Raw genomic sequence first — 18730 nt, forward strand, 5'->3', positions numbered from 1 at the left:
CAAGTTTACGAACTTGAAACCACACTTTTTTTATTTGGATATAACTTATTTGCGACGTGCGATATTTACTTTAAGAGTTTTCCCCTTAACATTTTTCGTTTTCATTGCATTTAAAACCAAAGGCCCTTTGCCATTTAAAATTTCAACATAACTACCTTGGTCTCCGATTGTAATAATCCCAATATCATCAGCCTGAATGCCAGGTATTTTAGAAATTGTCCCAACGAAATCAATCGCCCGAATTTTTTTCTTCTTTCCACCATTAAAATACAGCTTCGTAATATCTTGGCTTAAAACTGTGCCTTTATCTTTTTTTAAACGCGGACGTTCAGAAATTTTCTTTTCAAAGGCTGGTTTATGACGTAAAACAAAACGTGCACTTGGCGCCGTAATTTCGCTAACATCTGAAGCACTGTACCTTTTAATTTCAGCCCAACGCTCTTTTTCATAAGGCTCAACTAAAGTTAAAGCTACGCCGGTTTTTCCAGCTCGACCTGTTCGACCAATTCGGTGAACAAAACTTTCTTTTTCCACAGGTACATCGTAGTTGACTACATGAGTAATGTTATCCACATCAATTCCGCGAGCAGCAACATCCGTAGCCACTAAATAACGGAATTTTCCTTTTCTAAAATCATCCATTACATCAAAACGATCTTCTTGAATCATACCTCCATGAAGTTTATCCACAGGTAAACCAGCTTTATTTAGGTATTCATAGACATTATTCACTGTTTCTTGACGATTACAGAAAACAATACAACTATCTGGGTTTTCCACTGTTAATAAGTCTAACAAGGTTGGCATTTTTTTATCCCCAGATACCATTAAAAATGATTTTAAAATTTTAGGTTTTGAATCTTCTGTGGTTTCAATCTTAATTGATACTGCTTCGTCCTTCATATAGTGACTGGCTAAACGTTCCACCTCTACTGGCATAGTTGCCGAAAATAGTAAGGTTTGACGCTCTTTTGGTAAGAAGCCAATTATTTCTTCGACTTGGTCAATAAAGCCCATATTTAACATTTCATCTGCTTCATCTAGAATTAAATATTCGAGTTTATCCACAGGAAACGTTCCTTTTTTCAAATGATCTAAAACACGCCCAGGTGTTCCTACAACAATATGACTTTTTTGTTTTAACTCTGATTTTTGACGCTCAAAAGATGCTTTACCAAAAACAGATGTCGCTTTTATACGACGAAAACGTCCAATATTTGCAATATCTTCATTTACTTGCAAAGCCAATTCACGCGTTGGAACTAAAACCAATGCTTGTGGTCGATTTTCTTCCCAAAGGATTTTTTCACATAATGGAATACCAAAACTAGCCGTTTTACCACTCCCAGTCTGTGAAGTTACAATCACATCCATATCTGCCAAAGCCACAGGAATTACTTCCTCTTGAACTTTTGTTGGTTGAAAATAACCTAAACCATTTAAAGCTTTTAGTACATCTTCGCCAATGCCATAATCTGCAAATTCTTTTTTTCCCATAATAACCTCTTCCAGTTCTTTGATTCCTTCATTATAGCATGATAACTGCCTTGATAGTTTGATTTAACTATAAAAATAACAATTTAGTCCTCTTAACCCTTATTATGAGAATTAGATTTAATTTAGATGAGTTTTTTTTCATTTAATTCTTGCATTTTTATTTTTTATCATTTATGATAGGAACAATCAAAGAAAATATAAAACCGTGATGAGAAAAGTAATTAATGGATGAATTCTTAGAGAGCCTTGTTTTGGTGTAAAAAGGCAATTCACAAATTAATGAACATGGCCTCGGAGTTTTAGTGATTGAACGACTAGTTTTGTCTTTAAATCCTACAGGGTTCGCCTGTTATAGCGATAGAGTCTCTTGCTAACTTAAGCACGGTACTTGAAGAGGTTTATTTTGTGAAAAATAAACAAATAAAAGGTGGTAACACGACTCGATATCTATCGCGCTCGTCCTTTATCAATCCCTTAATTGGGATTTGGTAAAGGGCGAGTGCTTTTTTTGCTACTTTTTCTGTCGGAGCTAAACAACTCAACAAACTTTTTATTTCATAAAGGAGGAATTACACATGACAAAAGCAAGACAAGCATACGGAAAAGGAACATTGGCTGTACAAGGGACTTATCAACCAAAGAATGGGGAACCTCGAGTTTTACCACTTTATCAAAGTACAACATTTGCTTATGAACAGGCTGAGGATGTCGCTGCTCTTTTTGATTTATCTGCTGAAGGACATCTATATTCTCGTATCAGTAATCCAACTGTTGCTGTTTTTGAAGAAAAAATTGCTTTACTAGAGGATGGTGTTGCAGCTGTCGCTACTTCTTCTGGCATGGCTGCAATTTTTAACAGCATTCTAAATATCGCTAAAGCTGGTGATAATATCTTAAGCTCCAAAACAATTTATGGTGGAACAACCAATTTATTTGCTGTTACGTTACCAAAATTTGGGATTACTACTCGCTTTTTCGATCAGGATGCGTCTCCTGAAGAGATTATTGCTTTAGCTGATCAGAATACAAAATTAGTTTTTGGGGAAACGATTGCTAATCCGGGCTTAAATGTTTTTGATTTTGAAAAATTTCATTCCATTTGTAAAATACTTGATTTGCCATTAATCATCGATAGTTCTTTAACTGGACCCGCTTTATGTAATCCTTTAAAGCATGGTGCAAATATTGTGGTTCATTCTACAACGAAATACATTGACGGACATGCTACTGCACTGGGAGGCATTGTCATTGATGGTGGGAATTTCAATTGGGATAATGGTAAATTTGACGAGTTAGTTTTACCTGATGATAGCTATCACGGCGTACGCTATGTGGCTGATTTTGGGCAAGCAGCTTATGCAACAAAGCTCAGAGTTCAATTAGTACGCGACTTAGGCAATATTCAAAGTCCTTTCAATGCTTATTTGAGCAATCTTGGTTCTGAAACCTTGGTCTTACGCTCCAAAAAACATTCAGAAAATGCCCTAGCAGTTGCTAAGTGGCTTCAAGAACAAAAAGACGTTTCATTTGTTCGCTATCCTGGATTAGAAACAGATTCCCATTATCCATTAGCACAAAAGTACTTGCCAAATGGAGCTAGTGGGATGGTTACATTCGGAATTAAAGGTGGCGCCTCGGCTGCTAAACAATTTATTAATCACCTTAACTTCATTCAATTAGTCATTCATTGTGCTGATATTCGTACCTCCATTTTACATCCAGAAAGTTCGACTCATCGCCAATTAAATTCGGAACAATTACTTGAGAGTGGAGTAACAGAAGATTTAATTCGATTATCGGTTGGAATTGAAGACACACATGATATTATTCAGGATTTAGCTCAGGCATTTCAGACTGTTCATTAACTAATTAAGGCCAGCTCTTATGAACCAACTCCTCGAGAAAAAGATAAAAATTCGAGAGGACAAAAAGCGTCCTATCAATTTTTCCTATTTTCTTACCGGAGCTAACCGGCTCAACGAGCTTTTTATTAAGGAGGAATTTATATGAGTTCTAAACCAATTCTTTCCATTGCTATTTTAAACTTAATGCCGACTAAAGAAGCAACCGCTACTCAATTGGCATCCTTATTAAGTCAAAACAACCTATTTAAAGTTGAAATTACTTTGCTTTACCCTAAAACACACTATCAAGCTAAAGCTATTCCCGATGACTTACAAGAAAATTACCTTACTTTTGATGATGTCCGGGACCAACTATTTGATGGCTTTATTATTACTGGTGCTCCCGTTGAACAATTGCCTTTTGAACACGTTGATTACTGGCTTGAATTGAAGACTATTTTTACTTATTTAAAAGCGACTCACACTCACTCTCTCTTTATTTGTTGGGGAGCTCAAGCCGCCTTATATGAGTATTATCAAATACCAAAAATTCACTTACCCACTAAATTAGTCGGCATTTTTCAGCATCGTTTTTGTGTAGCTGAACACTGGTTAGCAAATACTACTAAAACTGATTTTCATGCACCTCACTCCCGCAACACAACTGTTGATTCCTGTCTAGTTAGCCAGCATCCTGAATTGATTCCTGTAGCTCAATCCGATGCCGCAGGTCTCTATTTAGCTACAAATTATAATGGCTTAGAAACTTATGTTTTTGGTCATCCTGAATATGCTACAGAAACCTTAGAAAAAGAATACCTACGTGATGTACAAACTTTAACTAAACCAATTTTACCCTTATATTATTTCCCAGGAAATAATCCTTTAAATACACCTATCAATACTTGGAATGAGCATGGAAAAAATTTGTTTAAAAATTGGATGGAATTCATACGAACTAAGAAACTAAACTAACTAACTATATTTTTTCAAAGTGAGATTCCTTCCTTAATTTGTGATAAAATAGTATCGAGATGATTGAGTATTTAGCCGACTCAACGAACTTTTTATCTAGGCTAGTTCTTTTGAGCTAGCCCTTCGAAAAATAGATGAATTCTTAAAAAAAAAGTAAATTAACACTTTTCTTGGAATTCCCTATTTTTCTGCCAGGCCTAAACAGCTCAACGAACTTTTTATTATTAGGAGGTACTTTCTTGAAGAATATTTTAGTTTTACACACTGGTGGAACCATCGCAATGAGCGAGGATCAAACAACAGGGAAAGTTGCTCCAAATTCTGAAAATCCTTTATTAACTCAAGGTCATTTATTTGAAAAGGAAGCTCATTTAATTGTTGAAGATATCTTCCAACGTCCTTCTCCACATATGACTCCGACAGAAATGCTACAGTTAAAAAATAGAATTGAACAGGCGGTTCTTTCTGAAGCAATTGATGGTGTCATCATTACTCATGGGACAGATACGTTAGAAGAAACAGCATATTTCCTAGATATTACCTTAGAACAACATATTCCTATCGTTATGACTGGAGCTATGCGTTCTAGCAATGAGATTGGGTCAGATGGCCTTTATAACTTCCAGAGTGCGGTTTGGGTGGCCACTTCTGATGAGGCTAAAGATAAGGGTGTCTTAGTCGTAATGAATGATGAAATTCATACAGCACGCTATGTAACCAAAACTCATACAACCAATGTTGCTACTTTTCGCACACCAACTTTTGGCCCAATTGGCTTGATTGCTAAAAATAAAGTCTTGTTTTTCCAAGAATTAATTGAGGAAGAAAAATTTGATTTAACTTCTGTTGATAAAAATGTTTATTTATTAAAAGCTTATGCAGGAATGGATAGTACGATTTTTGATGCACTTGATAATCCTACAACTGATGGACTGGTCGTTGAAGCTCTTGGAGCTGGTAATTTACCTCCAGCAACTCTTTCGGGCTTATCAAAACTCGTTGCACGTAATATCCCAATCGTATTAGTTTCCCGCTGTTTCAACGGTGTTGCACAAGATGTCTATGATTATGAAGGTGGCGGAAAACGTTTGAGAGAGATGGGTGTAATTTTTACTAATGGTTTAACTGGGCCAAAAGCTCGAATTAAATTATTAGTCGCCTTAAATAGTACCAATGAGCATGATGAATTGGAACGCTACTTTTACTAAAAAAAAACGAAAAAGTACGGAGTTTTATTTCTCCGTACTTTTTATATCCATTTTATTTAATTTCCATCCTTCTAATTCATATTCCATTAGGCCTTTTTCAACAAATAACCCAATTCCAATTTGTTGATTTTCTGGAAAAACTCTTGTAGTAAATACAGCTAATCCATCATTCACAAAAATCTCAACCGATGTTGTATCTACAAATATATGCAGACTAATTTCTTTTTTATTATACTTCATTTGTCGCGATGTTCCGTATTCTGTAGCAAAAGGAATCCCACAATCTTTCCGCTCTACTTTAAATTTCCCTTTATTTAAATCAACTTCTAAATACAACCCTTTATTTGTTATCGGATCTTCAAATAAACAAAGCCCAAATTTTGTTTTTTCTTCCACACGTAGCTTTATTTTCACTTCGTAGCTTGTTCCTAATAGATTTCCTAAATGTACTCTTCCGTATTGTGAGTCTTGGTGTTTTACATGTGCTCCTCTTAGTGCGGTTAGCTCTGTAATTGGTCTTTGAATTAATTGTCCTTCCAGAACGGACAACTCCCGTGGAATCGTTAAGCAGTGTGCCCAACCATCTTGATCACTAGGATACTTAATTTCAGGTAATCCCATCCACGCAATCAAAATACGACGCCCATCAGGTGCAATTGTTGTTTGAGCAGCATAGAAATCAAAACCTAAGTCGAGTTCATGAAATCCATTATGTTCTAGTCGCAATGTTTCATAATTAAATTTTGTCCCCAGAAAATATCCAGTTTGATAGATATTTTGATAGGAATCCCCAGTAGGCTCTATACCCTGTGGAGAAAATAAAAAACAAGGACTACCATCTAATTCAAAAAAATCTGGACATTCCCACATAAAGCCAAAATCTTGGACCTGAGGATTAAACTCACCTAGCAACACCCAATCTGTTAAATTTTCTGATTGATACACAAGTGCAGTCCCAGTATGATTCTTTCTTTCTGCACCGATAATGGCATAATAATACCCCTCGTGTTTCCACATTTTAGGATCTCTAAAATTATCTGTATAACCCTCTGGAATTCCTTCAATGACAGGCTCTTTGATTTTTTTTATTTGTCCACTCTTATCCATAATTGCCATTAATTGGTGCGGTGTCCGGCTCCAGTTCTTAGATCGTGTATTTCCTGTATACATTAAGTGTAACTGGTTTTTGTCAACCAAACCACTTCCTGAGTACGCACCATGAGAATCATACTTAGTGCTAGGACTAATTCCAACACCACAATTTTCCCAGTGAACTAAATCGTCTGAAACAACATGATACCAATACTTTAACCCATGAACAGGACCTAAAGGAAACCATTGATAAAATAAATGCCATTGACCATTAAAGTAACTAAAGCCATTTGGATCATTTAATAAACCTGTTGGTGGTTGAATATGATACGTCTGCCTATAAACTGACTTCTCAACTTGATTAGCCAAATTTACCAAATATTCTGGCGATACTTCTTCAATTTTTCGGTATCTTTCTTTTCGTGTCCATTCCTTCATTTATCTTCTCCTATTTATCTACTCTGATTGATTTATAGTTAATTTGGCTCCACGTATACTAAAAATATACGTTAGGACAAACGTTAAAATTGTTGTCATTATAATCCCTATAATAAAATAAGTCATATAGCCAGGTGTAATGGCGATAATACCTGGTAACCCTGTAGCGCCTAAAGCAACTGCCTTAACTTTAAAGAAGGTTACATATGCACTACCAATAGCAGAACCGATCATAGCTGCATAAAAGGGATACCTTAATTTCAAATTCACACCAAACATAGCAGGTTCTGTAATGCCTAGATACGCTGAAATAGAGGAAGCTGTTGCCAAACTTTTTGTTTTACTATTTTTAGTAATAAAGATCATTGCTAAACAGGCTGCCCCTTGTGCTACATTTGACATGGATGCTATTGGAAAGATAAATGTTCCGCCAGTTTTTGCAATATCAGCTAATAATTGTGTTTCTACTGCAATAAAACTATGATGCATTCCAGTAATCACAAGCGGTGCATAAAATAGCCCTATGATTCCGCCTCCAATAAAACCAGTTGAATCATATAACCAGACTAATCCATTAGTCAGCATATCTCCAGCTGTTCGAGTAATCGGACCCACAACTGTAAAGGTTAAAAAGGCTGTTATAAATAAAGTGAATAATGGCGTTAGTAAATTATCTAAAACTGTTGGAATTACTTTATGACATAATTTTTCTATTTTTGCCAAAATATACGTTGCAACTAAAATCGGGAGGACTGTATTTTGATAGCCCACTTGAGCAATGTGTAATCCAAATACATTCCAATAAGGGACACTATTTTCTGCTACCGCTTGTGGATAACTAAAAGCTGTTAATAAATCGGGATGTACCATTAACATTCCTAGCACTGCTCCTAAATAAGCATTTCCGCCAAACTTCTGAGCTGCAGAAAAACCAATTAAAACAGGCAAAAAGACATAGGCCGCATTGGAGAATGTATTAATCATGCTAGCTAAACCTGCCATTTGTGGATAAGCTCCAATTAAAGAGTTGCCACTGATAAATAAATCTTCAGCTGTAAGTACATTATTGATTCCCATCATTAATCCACAAGCAACAATCGCTGGAATAATTGGAATAAAAATATCTGATAACACTTTAACAAATTGTTGGATTGGGTTTAATTTTTTTGTTCCTAAGTTTTTTACGTCTTGAGTAGACATTGACTCAATATTCGCTAGCTGCACAAACTCCTTATAAACTTCGTCCACAACTCCACTGCCTAAAATAATTTGATACTGGCCACCTGTGGAAAAAGTCCCTTTAACACTAGCGTTATTCTCAATTTCTATCTGATTTATTTTTGTTTCGTCCTGTAACACTAAACGTAATCTGGTAGCACAATGGGTTGCTGCTACAATATTTTCTTTTCCACCTAGATTAACTAAAAGATCTTGTGCAATTTCTTTATAATTCACTTTAAATACCTCCTTTTAATTTTAAAGGAACCGGTTCCTTTTCATTCTAAAAATTTTTTAACCTAACCAAATCAACGTTGGATTTGGAACCGGTTTCTATTTTTAGAATAAATGATTTCGTTTACATTGTCAAGAATTTTTTTCTTCTTAATTGTTTCAACCTAAAATAGACTAATTAGGAGGCCCCGCCTAATTAGCCTATTTTGGATTATTTAAGTCTTTTTGTTGATTCGCGTTCAACTAATTGATTATCTAATTTAATGATTTCTGGAATCTTTTCCCCTTCAATAAGTTGATAAAGATTTTCTGCAGCTATTACACCTGATTGATAGTAAGGAAATTTAATCGTTGTAATCATTGGGAAAACCGCTGTCGTTACATCATAATCTCCGAAACCAGATAACGAAAATTGATCTGGTATGACCATTTTCAATTCATGTGCCGCTTTTAAAACACCTAGTGCAATATTATCTGTTGCGCATATTACATAGCTAGATTCCATCTTAGGAAGACTTTTTAACGCTTTTTGGTATGCGGCCTCAATTGCAAAGGTTGTTTCAATAATCTTTATTTTCCCATTAGGTTTAATCCCATCTAAGATCCCTTGCTTACGTTTTTGTCCAACAGCAATATCATCTTCAAATACCCCAAAATAGGTAAAAATCCGGTGACCTAAACTAACTGCGTATTTCCCTAGCATATAACCTGCTTGATAATCATCATGAACAATACTGTGATACCCATCAGCTTGTTGACCTAAGATAATGACTGGAACTTTGCTAGAATCAATCGCTTTGCGGTGCTCATCTGTAATAACTGTTGCAAATAAAATGATTCCCGCTACTTTTTGCTTTGCGTAAGCATAAATAGCTTCAATTTCCCTTTGGATATCTTGATTGCTATTTGTAATCAACAACTGATAATCTACAGCACGTAATTGTTCATCAATCCCTTTTAAGCCTTGGGTCGTAGCATAGGAATCTAAACGAGGAACAATAGTTCCTATCATGGCAGTATTCTTAGCTTTGAGGCTTTGAGCAAATGTATTTGGTTTATACCCAGTCTCTGCTACAATTTTATCAATCTTAGCCTTTGTTTTTGCACTAACAGATCCACCATTCAAATAACGGGAAACTGTACTCTTAGCTACCCCAGCCAATCGTGCAATATCATTTATTGTAACCATTGATTGTCAGCACCTTTTATATTTTTAGAAAAAACCCACTACTTAAAGAGGAAGCCAAGTCATACTCGCCTCACATGACGGAATTCCATCATTATTAATTTGATGAGCAGTCAAAATCCGACCATCTTCTTGTACTTTTTGACTCACTTCACATTGAACCCAATTTCCATAAGACACTTCTTTTTCATATTTGACATTAATACTTTTTAGCTCATGATTTTTAATAAACTCAAGCCCCAGTGAATCTAAGAACCAATCTAAATACTTCGCATTATTAACATGCTGATTCGCATCAATATCTAAATATCGTACGCGATAATCAATTGTTTTAGCCGCTTCTTGATCTACAATTTCTGGCTTCGGCGTGCGAACCAATTTTTTCGTTGCTTCTACCTCATAAGGGGCAACTAATTCGTCTACAATTCGAACCATTTTTCGTTTATTAAAATCCATCATAGCAAAGGTACAATGAGTTGTTACACATAACTCTCCCGCTTCATCATAAACTTTAAATTCACGATAGGTAAAAAACTTATTGTAAGATTGAGGCTGAGTGACCACAGTAATTTCTTCATTAGCCTTTGGCAAACGCTCTACATTAATCTCTGTCTGCAAAATAATCCAGGATAAACCATGTTGTGCAACCACATCATCACCAACATTTAAAAGTTTACCTTGTTTTCCTGAAACATAGAGCATAATATTTAATAGCATTGGTACACTAATTTTTTTAGTCGCATCACACTCGTAATACTTAATTCTATGTTTTTGTTCGTAAATTAAACCACTCATACTAGTAACCTCTTTTCATAATTTTAAGCTCTCTTAAGAGTATCACAATTCTGACAAAAAAGAGCCTTTTACTCTCTAATTTAATACTTTTTTTTAGTTACTTTTAAAATAAGTTCCATCCAAGCTTTAAATAACTACCATCGTTATGTTACTATTAAATCATTGTTAATCAATTAAGGAGGATCTACATGTTACAAATGGTTAAAGAAGTCCTTGCCAATCTCTCCATCCTAATCAGCAGCGCGTACTTATTATCTAAAATTTCAAAAACTCTTTTAACTCATCAATCACCTTTGATACATAAATTAGTTATGGGACTTGGGAGTGGGATTACAGGAATCATTCTAATGAATTTTTCAATCTCTTACCAAGATAGTTTCTTAATTGATATCCGTTTAGTTCCACTTGTAATGGCTAGTTTTTCATACGGTGGCATAACACCCCTGATTGCTGGAGTTATTATTGGAATCTCACGTCTTTTTTATGGACTTTCACCACCGATTATTGGAATCTGTCTCACTTACTGTTTAATCGGGTTAAGCCAATATTTTATTAGCTCCTGGGTACAGGATAAAAAAGTTTATTTACGTCTCACATTTATTTTTACTAGTAGCATTGTTTTAGTTATCCTTAATTTTCTTATTCACTCACCTTACCAGAATAATACTCCGATTATCCTAGTCTTTATTATATACAATTTATTAGGAATGCTTATTAGTTATCAATTTTCAAAAGATATCGAAACAGAGAAAGAAGCCTTTTTGCATTATGAATCTGTTTCAAAATATGATTATTTAACTAGTGTATTCAATCGCTACTCATTTGATAAAGATTTAACTGCTCTTTTTAAACAAGAAAAATTAGTTACGATATTTCTTTTAGACATTAATAATTTTAAACATTTTAATGATACTTATGGACATGACATTGGCGATCTTATCTTAAAAAAAGTATCTAGTTCTTTACTTAACGCTTCCTTTCCTCAACATAAAGTTTATCGCATTGGCGGAGATGAATTTGTACTTGTTATCCCATCAGCACTTTCAAATAAAGCTATCATAGAAACAAAAGCTAAAATTAAGCAGCAAATTAGCCAACTAACTATCCAATTAGATAATCAATTTGTTCTTCGAATTTCAACTTCAATTGGTAGCAGTTCATCGAAACCCTCACAAACTATCGATGAGCTTTATCGCCAAGCCGATATTGAACTCTATATAGATAAAAAATCAAAAAGCACCTCGTCATAAATGCGAGCTACTTTTTGATTTTTTAATAGTTTGTCCAATTATGAATTTTGTTTAGCAAAGACTTTCCCTAACTGAACTAATAAATCAGGTGAATCTTGTTTTCCCATAACAACTTCAATCCATTGTAATCGAGTTGTATCTTGACGAGCTTGGCTCATAGCTGCCACTAATTCTTCTTCAGTAGTGACTTTATAGGTCGCAACATTTCCTTTATTTCCACCAAATACATAAGGTAAATTTTGATAATCCCACATAGGAATATCATTATAAAGCTCATTAGGACCATGAATTTCTCGTTCAACTGTATAACCATCATTATTGATTACAAATACAATTGGAGTTAATTTTTCTCTAAATGTCATACCTAACTCTTGAATTGTCAGTTGCAAGGAACCATCCCCAATAAACAATAAATGACGACTTGCAGGATTGGCAATTTGGCTACCTAACATAGCAGGGAAAGTATATCCTATCGATCCCCACAATGGTTGACCAATAAATTTCATTTTAGATTTTAAAGGAACTAATGATGCTCCAAAAAAAGAGGTTCCTTGTTCTGCAACTAAAGTATCCCCATTGCTTAAATATTTTTCGACGAATTTCCAAAAATTATTTTGAGTTAAATTTGAAGCTTTTGCTTCTATATCCGCTACTCTTTCAACTTGTTTAATTTCACCTGTATAACCTAGATAATTCAAAGAATTTAACCCATTCACAAATTGAGCAAAGGCAACAGGCTTCATTATTTCACCATAAAAAGAAACTTCATCGCTGCCCACAGAGATCACTTGTCTATCTTCAAAATCATAGCTAAAACCAGCTGTAGCTGAATCTGTTAATTTCGCTCCTATAATTAAAATTAAATCGGCTTTTTCAAGGCGTTCTTTAATGCTTTCAGCCGTAGGTGCGCCTGTATAAACGCCAATGAAATGCGCATCTTCTTCATCAAAACCACCTTTGCCAAAAGGCAAAACAGTCACAGGTAAATTAAATTTTTTGACAAAATCGGCCAATGCGCTCTCTAGATGAAAACTTGCAATTTCATTTCCAATTAAAACTACTGGATTTTTAGAATCTTGTAACGCTTTTTCAATTTTATTTAAGACTAAAGTTGTTTCCTCTTCCACTTTTTTGGATTCTTCCATTAAAGGTTTAAGTGGTTTTTCAGCTACTACCTCAGCTACATCAATTGCTAAATTAATATAAACTGGGCATCTTTCAGTAACTGCAATCCGCAAAACTCGATCAATTTCAGCTAGGGCATTATCAGCTGTTAAGTGAGCAATCGCTCCATTAATTTCTGTCTGCATTTTTTCAAAGTGATCAAAACGACCATCCCCTAAGGTATGATGAACTAATTTATGACTATTTTGAACAGCCGTTGTAGGAGTTCCAACAATTTGAACTACAGGAACTTTTTCAGCATAACTCCCTGCTGTTCCATTAGCTGCACTTAATTCGCCAACTCCAAATGTTGTCACTAACGCTGCTATTCCTTTTGTTCGAGCGTATCCATCTGCTGCATAAGCCGCATTTAGCTCATTGGCATTTCCGATCCAATTAAGTTCTTTATGAGTCATTACATGATCTAAAAATTTCAAATTATAATCCCCAGGAACTCCAAAAATATCTCTAATTCCTAATTCAGTCAATCGGTCTAACAAATAATTTCCAACAGTGTACATAAAAATCCTCCTACTACTAATTTTGTATCCTTGAAACTCACTTTATCTGCTTTACGTTTTGTAGTATAAACCTCTCAAGAAAATAAGTCAACAAGATTGACCTATTTATTTTTTTATAACAATAATTGTGCTATACTAACATCATGAATAATCGGTTTTACTTTTAAAGCCATAGGGGGGAATTTCAATGGAGCAAGAAGATATTAATTTTGATAAAAATTTGGCACTTTTTTATTTTGCCTATCGAGCATTTAGTAAAACTTCTGATGAATTAGTCGGAAAATACGGCATTACAAAAGTACACCGCCGAATTTTATTTTTTGTTCATCGTTTTCCAGGGTTAACAATTAAAGAGCTTTTAATTGTATTAGATATATCCAAACAAGCATTGAATCGTCCAATGCAAGAACTAACCGAATTAGGATGGATTGAGAAAAAATCTCATGAAACCGATAAACGCAGCAAAAAAATTTACCTTACTGAATCTGGATTAGCTATTGATCAGCAAATTAGCCAAGCTCAGAATGACAAGATGAAATTATTATTTAAAGAATCTGGTGACCCATTAGGAACAAACTGGACAAAAGTCATGACACTTTATGCAAAAGAGACAGGCATTCCTTTAATTGATCAAATTTAATAAAAAAAGCTTCACACCCATTTTTACAAAAGGTGTGAAGCTTTTTAGTTCAATTCAAATAAAAAAAACTTAGACATTTCTGTCTAAGTTTTGAATAAACATAATTAATTAAAATTAAGCTTTAGTTACGTTTACAGCTTGTGGTCCACGGTTGCCTTCTTCAGTATCAAACTCAACAGCTTGACCTTCGTCTAAAGATTTGAATCCGTCTCCTTGGATAGCTGAAAAGTGTACGAATACGTCTCCGCCGTCTTCACTTTCAATAAAACCGAATCCTTTTTCTGCGTTAAACCATTTTACGTTACCTTTTGTCATAATATGTTTCCTCCTTGTGATGTTGCTAAATTTTTTATAGTTCTTGAATGGCACTTGGAAGAAGTTCATAAAACAACAAAAACCAAAATAATCCGATACAAAAATCAATAAACTAACTATAACATGGATTTCTTAAATATGCAAACAATACTCTACTATTCTTTCATTATTTTACAAATTCTTTTTAAAATCGACTAAATAACTCATTTATTGTCTTTTTTTTAACTAAAAACTAAAATCTCTTCAACAACAACAGAATCAGACAAGGATTGGATGACTGGGCAATGTTTGGCGATTAATTTCAAACCGCGAGTTGCTCGCTCTCTTGCTCCTTCATCAATCGTCACCTTAAATTGAATATTTATTTTTGTCACTGGATGAACAGTTCCTTCTGATGCAGTTTCATAATCAAATTCAACTCCATGAAGTTGGTACGCAATATTGGAATTTTCTAAAACACTTTGATACACATATGTGCTGCATGCTGCCACACTTGCTACCATTGTTTGGACTGGTGAAAACCCCACTTCTTTCTTTAGTACCCAATTCCCATTTCTATGCACTAACTCGAGACCATTCTCATCTTCAATTAATTCCAACTTTTCCAACCCCTTTCTCTCTATCTTTAGTTTACTTATTTTTATTAAATTAGCAACTTAGAATGCTCTAGATAACAAAAAGGCTAGCGTAAAATCTGGTCTGCTAGCCTTTTTGCGCATGTATCTATATTTCTTTTAATAAATCAAATTGAGATTGGTATAATTGATAATAATAGCCTTTCTCTGCCATTAATTCATCATGACTACCTGCCTCTTGAACCGTTCCTTGATCAATATAAAAGATTCTTGAGCTATTTTTAATGGTAGATAAGCGATGGGCAATAATAAATGAAGTTCGGCCTTCTAGCAACTTATCTAAACCATCCTGTAACAATGTCTCTGTTTTTGTATCAATACTTGAAGTCGCTTCATCTAAAATTAATATTTTTGGATCAGCTAACAAAGCTCGTGCAAAAGAAATTAATTGTCTTTGTCCTGCAGACAATGTACTACCGCGTTCTTTTACAGCCGTGTGGTATCCTTCTTTTAAATCAACAATAAAATCATGAGCCCGAACAACCTTGGCAGCGGCAATCACTTCTTCTTCAGTTGCATCTAATTTTCCATAACGAATATTGTCTAGAATAGTCCCTGAAAAAATAAAAGTGTCTTGTAGCATAACACCCATTTGTTTCCTTAAAGAATGTAATGTCACTCGTCTGATATCCACACCATCAATTAAAATTTCGCCTTCGTTGATATCATAAAAGCGGCTTAACAAATTAATGACGGTCGTCTTACCAGCGCCAGTCGGCCCAACTAAAGCAATTGACTCACCCGGTAAAACATGAAATGAAATATCTTTTAAAATATCTTTGCCTTCTTCATATCTGAAGGTTACATGACGAAAACGGACGTCACCCTTAATTGGGGGCAATTCAAATGCGTCTGGTGCATCTTTAATATCTGGTTCTACATCCAATGTTTCAAAAATTCTTTCTAAATAGGCTGTTGCTGTAATTAATGAATTATAAAAATTCCCAATATTAATGACCGGATTCCAAAAATTATTTACATAACCTATGAAAGCGATTAATGTACCGGTTGAAACCTCGACACCTAAGCCTCGGATTCCCACGAAATAAATTAGACAGGTCGTAATCACAGCGATATTTTGAACCCCCGGCCATAAAAGAAATTGAACTTTTACAGCATGCATCCAAGAAGAGCGATATTCATTGCTAACCTCTGAAAAAATTTTGTAATTCTCATCTTCCCTAGAAAATGATTGTGTTACTTTAATTCCAGCAATACTTTCATGAATATACGCATTTAGATTCGATTGCTTGTTGCTTAAAACTTGATAGGCTTTTCGTTGTTTATTTTTAATGATCATTACAAAAATGAATAAAACTGGTAACAGAGCCAAGCTATACAGCGTTAATTTAAAGTCAATCGCAAACATAAAAATCAACGTAATGACCACACTAATCACATCTGAAATTAAATTAATTAATCCATTTGAAAGCAAATCACTTAATGTGTTAATATAATTCACTACTCGGATCAAGATTTTCCCATGTGGTCGGCTGTCAAAATAAGAGAATGGCAATTTTTGTAAATGTTCAAAAATATCTGAACGCATATCTTTAAGCATATCTTGACCGATTAACGTAATGGATTGGATTCGATACCGCATACACCAACCAGTTACAAATACTGAGACTATAAAAGCAACAGCTAACCAACCTAACAATGTCATATTTTTATTTGGAATTACATCATCAATAACTAATTTAGTAAAATAAGGTCCTAGCATTGTCGCAATATTTGCAATTAAAATGACAAACAATGTAGTTAGCATTGGTTTTTTATAAGGTTTTACATATTGAAATAAGCGTTGATAGTGTTCTTTATTAAACTCTTGTTCTAATTCTTCATCGACATCAAATTTATTTCTAGCCATTTGGTTCCACCTCCGTTACATCAAAGTTTCCAAGTTGTTTATTATACACTTCATAATAGTAGCCCTTATATGCCAAGAGCGATTCATGAGTTCCTCGTTCTACAATTTTCCCATGATCCATAATCAAAATTTCATCTGCATCCTTAACAGAAGATACTCGATGTGCAATAATAAATGTTGTTTTGTCGACAGTAATCTGATCTAGTTCTCCTTGAATCTTTGTCTCCGTCTCCATATCAACAGCTGAAGTTGTATCATCTAAAATTAAAATAGCCGGATTTTTCATTAAAGCTCTGGCTAAAGAAATTCTTTGCTTCTGTCCGCCAGATAATCCGACACCACGTTCACCAACAACCGTCTCATACCCGTCAGGCATCTTCTCGATAAAATGGTTAGCATCTGCTATGCGAGCCATACGCTCGATTTCTTGGCTATCTGCGCCTGGTACACCAAATGAAATATTTTCTTCAATCGTATCCGAAAATAAGAATATATCTTGCATTACGATCGCAATATGGTCACGTAGTTCACGTACATGCCATTTCTTTGCATCAACGCCATCAATTAAAACAGTTCCAGAGGTAGGATCATAGAAACGTGCAATCAAATTAACTAACGTCGATTTTCCTGAACCTGTTTCGCCTAGAATACCAATCGTTTGACCAGGTTCAGCTTTCAAAGAAATATGACTTAGGACTTCTGTTTCTGGGTCATCATCAAAATGAAAGGACACATCATCAAATTCAACATAGCCTTTTAAAGCTGTTGCAGGTTTTTCAGAGACAATTGGAATCCGAGATTTAGAACCTAGCATTTCACGAATTTTAAAGGAGGATGCGATAAATCGTTGGACATCATTAATTAACCAACCACTCATGCGCATTGGCATATTTAACATCCACAAAAAACCATTAAATGCGACTAAATCCCCTAACGTCATTTGACCAATAATAACAAAATAGCCACCTAAAACTAAAGTAATTATTGTCAAACTGCTTGCTAATGAATCTAAAATTGGTAAATACTGTTTTGATACTTCTGCTGAATCAATATTTCGTTGCTTAAAATCATCATTATGGTGATTAAATTTTTCGATTTCAAATTCTTCTCTTGTAAATGCTTTAACAACACGATTCCCACTTATATTTTCTTCCACCATTGAATTCAAGCGTGAAAAACTTTCTCTGATTTCATAGAAAATAGGTTGTGCTTTTTGAGACATTCTCATTGTTAAAAAACCAATTAAAGGAGTAATTGCAACTAAAGCTAACATAAGGCGCCAGTCAATTCTAGCCATCACTACAACGGCACAAATAAATAATAGTAAATTTTCTAAAATATTGTAAAATACCCATGAAACAAAATGACGAATCGCATCCGTATCGCCAGTCATTCGCGCCATAATATCTCCAACACGCGTCTGATTAAAAAAATTAAAATCTAGTTCCTGCAATTTCATATACAAATCTTCACGAATTTGAAATAGTGAATTTTGTCCAATCCTTTCAAATAAAATCTGATAGCTATAACGTAATACTGTTCGAATAAATGTGACACCAATCATGGCACCTAATAATGGCAGTAATAATTCTGATTTCCCTTGATCTATGACTTCGTCCACTATCCTTCCACCCAAAAGTGGATACACAATACTTAAAATTGAGGTAATCAATACTAAGGTAGTTGCGAGTATTGCCTTCCATCGATAGACCTTAGCATATTGCCAAACCCATTTAATGCTTCCCATATAAATTCCTCCTAATTATAATATGTTGAACTCGCAGTTGTTACCATGACAGAAAAATGTCTCTTTACTTTTTTGGGAATTTGTCTTTTTCTAGAATGGCT

Annotated in this window: 15 protein-coding genes and 1 other annotated feature; of the genes, 5 read left to right on the forward strand and 10 right to left on the reverse strand. The window is 34.6% G+C overall.

Annotated elements, in window-relative coordinates:
- Positions 1-45 precede the first annotated feature (45 nt).
- Positions 46-1497 carry a DEAD/DEAH box helicase gene (locus MHI00_RS14350; protein WP_341114475.1) on the reverse strand — a complete coding sequence of 484 codons (1452 nt, stop codon included), beginning with the start codon at positions 1495-1497 and terminating at the stop codon, positions 46-48.
- A 196-nt stretch (positions 1498-1693) separates the two neighbouring features.
- Positions 1694-1964: a binding site (T-box leader), on the forward strand.
- A gap of 108 nt (positions 1965-2072) precedes the next feature.
- Between MHI00_RS14350 and MHI00_RS14355 the strand changes: the two genes are divergently transcribed.
- The 3 genes from MHI00_RS14355 (at position 2073) to MHI00_RS14365 (ending at position 5524) form a co-directional block, all read left to right on the forward strand.
- A complete protein-coding gene (locus MHI00_RS14355; RefSeq protein ID WP_087114929.1) occupies positions 2073-3362 on the forward strand; it encodes an O-acetylhomoserine aminocarboxypropyltransferase/cysteine synthase family protein in 1290 nt (429 codons plus the stop codon).
- Between the two features lie 141 nt (positions 3363-3503).
- Positions 3504-4316 carry a homoserine O-acetyltransferase/O-succinyltransferase family protein gene (locus tag MHI00_RS14360; protein WP_057001741.1) on the forward strand — a complete coding sequence of 271 codons (813 nt, stop codon included), beginning with the start codon at positions 3504-3506 and terminating at the stop codon, positions 4314-4316.
- Positions 4317-4555: 239 nt separating this feature from the next.
- Positions 4556-5524 carry an asparaginase gene (locus MHI00_RS14365; RefSeq protein WP_010050061.1) on the forward strand — a complete coding sequence of 323 codons (969 nt, stop codon included), beginning with the start codon at positions 4556-4558 and terminating at the stop codon, positions 5522-5524.
- Positions 5525-5548: 24 nt separating this feature from the next.
- Here MHI00_RS14365 and MHI00_RS14370 read toward each other — a convergent pair whose 3' ends face one another.
- From MHI00_RS14370 to MHI00_RS14385, 4 genes are all read right to left on the reverse strand, one after another.
- Positions 5549-7054 (reverse strand): glycoside hydrolase family 32 protein, encoded by a 1506-nt coding sequence (locus MHI00_RS14370; protein ID WP_317914735.1) that lies wholly within the window; start codon positions 7052-7054, stop codon positions 5549-5551.
- Positions 7055-7072: 18 nt separating this feature from the next.
- The gene (locus MHI00_RS14375) at positions 7073-8509 is read right to left on the reverse strand and encodes a sucrose-specific PTS transporter subunit IIBC (RefSeq protein WP_341114478.1); all 1437 of its coding nucleotides are present in this window, start codon (positions 8507-8509) and stop codon (positions 7073-7075) included.
- 208 nt (positions 8510-8717) lie between these two features.
- Positions 8718-9695, reverse strand: a complete 978-nt coding sequence (locus MHI00_RS14380) for a LacI family DNA-binding transcriptional regulator (RefSeq protein WP_317914733.1) — start codon at positions 9693-9695, stop codon at positions 8718-8720.
- Between the two features lie 42 nt (positions 9696-9737).
- A complete protein-coding gene (locus MHI00_RS14385; protein WP_010050053.1) occupies positions 9738-10487 on the reverse strand; it encodes an acyl-[acyl-carrier-protein] thioesterase in 750 nt (249 codons plus the stop codon).
- Positions 10488-10675: 188 nt separating this feature from the next.
- Between MHI00_RS14385 and MHI00_RS14390 the strand changes: the two genes are divergently transcribed.
- Positions 10676-11737 carry a GGDEF domain-containing protein gene (locus tag MHI00_RS14390; RefSeq protein WP_341114483.1) on the forward strand — a complete coding sequence of 354 codons (1062 nt, stop codon included), beginning with the start codon at positions 10676-10678 and terminating at the stop codon, positions 11735-11737.
- 38 nt (positions 11738-11775) lie between these two features.
- Here MHI00_RS14390 and MHI00_RS14395 read toward each other — a convergent pair whose 3' ends face one another.
- Positions 11776-13422 (reverse strand): alpha-keto acid decarboxylase family protein, encoded by a 1647-nt coding sequence (locus MHI00_RS14395; RefSeq protein ID WP_341114485.1) that lies wholly within the window; start codon positions 13420-13422, stop codon positions 11776-11778.
- Positions 13423-13609: 187 nt separating this feature from the next.
- Here MHI00_RS14395 and MHI00_RS14400 point away from each other — a divergent pair, with 187 nt between their 5' ends.
- Complete coding sequence (locus MHI00_RS14400) at positions 13610-14062, forward strand: MarR family winged helix-turn-helix transcriptional regulator (RefSeq protein ID WP_010050049.1); 453 nt, start codon at positions 13610-13612, stop codon at positions 14060-14062.
- 114 nt (positions 14063-14176) lie between these two features.
- On the opposite strand, the gene MHI00_RS14405 is transcribed toward MHI00_RS14400, so the two are convergent.
- The 4 genes from MHI00_RS14405 to MHI00_RS14420 all read right to left on the reverse strand — a co-directional run bounded on the left by MHI00_RS14405 (position 14177) and on the right by MHI00_RS14420 (position 18629).
- A complete protein-coding gene (locus MHI00_RS14405; protein ID WP_010050206.1) occupies positions 14177-14377 on the reverse strand; it encodes a cold-shock protein in 201 nt (66 codons plus the stop codon).
- Positions 14378-14598: 221 nt separating this feature from the next.
- The gene (locus tag MHI00_RS14410; protein ID WP_010050205.1) at positions 14599-14976 is read right to left on the reverse strand and encodes an OsmC family protein; all 378 of its coding nucleotides are present in this window, start codon (positions 14974-14976) and stop codon (positions 14599-14601) included.
- A 124-nt stretch (positions 14977-15100) separates the two neighbouring features.
- Positions 15101-16882, reverse strand: coding sequence for an ABC transporter ATP-binding protein (locus MHI00_RS14415; protein ID WP_010050204.1), 1782 nt, complete (start codon positions 16880-16882; stop codon positions 15101-15103).
- The gene (locus MHI00_RS14420) at positions 16875-18629 is read right to left on the reverse strand and encodes an ABC transporter ATP-binding protein (protein WP_341114489.1); all 1755 of its coding nucleotides are present in this window, start codon (positions 18627-18629) and stop codon (positions 16875-16877) included. The genes MHI00_RS14415 and MHI00_RS14420 overlap by 8 nt, the downstream gene beginning before the upstream one ends.
- Positions 18630-18730 lie beyond the last annotated feature (101 nt).

Source organism: Carnobacterium sp. FSL E2-0243, from assembly GCF_038003605.1.
GTDB classification, from domain to species: Bacteria; Bacillota; Bacilli; order Lactobacillales; family Carnobacteriaceae; genus Carnobacterium; species Carnobacterium maltaromaticum.

Bases quoted from the DNA above. Each gene is read 5' to 3' on its own strand.
- MHI00_RS14420 (WP_341114489.1), bottom strand. From the start codon at position 18,629: ATGGGAAGCATTAAATGGGTTTGGCAATATGCTAAGGTCTATCGATGG.
- MHI00_RS14355 (WP_087114929.1), top strand. From the start codon at position 2,073: ATGACAAAAGCAAGACAAGCATACGGAAAAGGAACATTGGCTGTACAA.
- MHI00_RS14415 (WP_010050204.1), bottom strand. From the start codon at position 16,882: ATGGCTAGAAATAAATTTGATGTCGATGAAGAATTAGAACAAGAGTTT.
- MHI00_RS14405 (WP_010050206.1), bottom strand. From the start codon at position 14,377: ATGACAAAAGGTAACGTAAAATGGTTTAACGCAGAAAAAGGATTCGGT.
- MHI00_RS14350 (WP_341114475.1), bottom strand. From the start codon at position 1,497: ATGGGAAAAAAAGAATTTGCAGATTATGGCATTGGCGAAGATGTACTA.
- MHI00_RS14360 (WP_057001741.1), top strand. From the start codon at position 3,504: ATGAGTTCTAAACCAATTCTTTCCATTGCTATTTTAAACTTAATGCCG.
- MHI00_RS14385 (WP_010050053.1), bottom strand. From the start codon at position 10,487: ATGAGTGGTTTAATTTACGAACAAAAACATAGAATTAAGTATTACGAG.
- MHI00_RS14380 (WP_317914733.1), bottom strand. From the start codon at position 9,695: ATGGTTACAATAAATGATATTGCACGATTGGCTGGGGTAGCTAAGAGT.
- MHI00_RS14400 (WP_010050049.1), top strand. From the start codon at position 13,610: ATGGAGCAAGAAGATATTAATTTTGATAAAAATTTGGCACTTTTTTAT.
- MHI00_RS14390 (WP_341114483.1), top strand. From the start codon at position 10,676: ATGTTACAAATGGTTAAAGAAGTCCTTGCCAATCTCTCCATCCTAATC.
- MHI00_RS14395 (WP_341114485.1), bottom strand. From the start codon at position 13,422: ATGTACACTGTTGGAAATTATTTGTTAGACCGATTGACTGAATTAGGA.
- MHI00_RS14370 (WP_317914735.1), bottom strand. From the start codon at position 7,054: ATGAAGGAATGGACACGAAAAGAAAGATACCGAAAAATTGAAGAAGTA.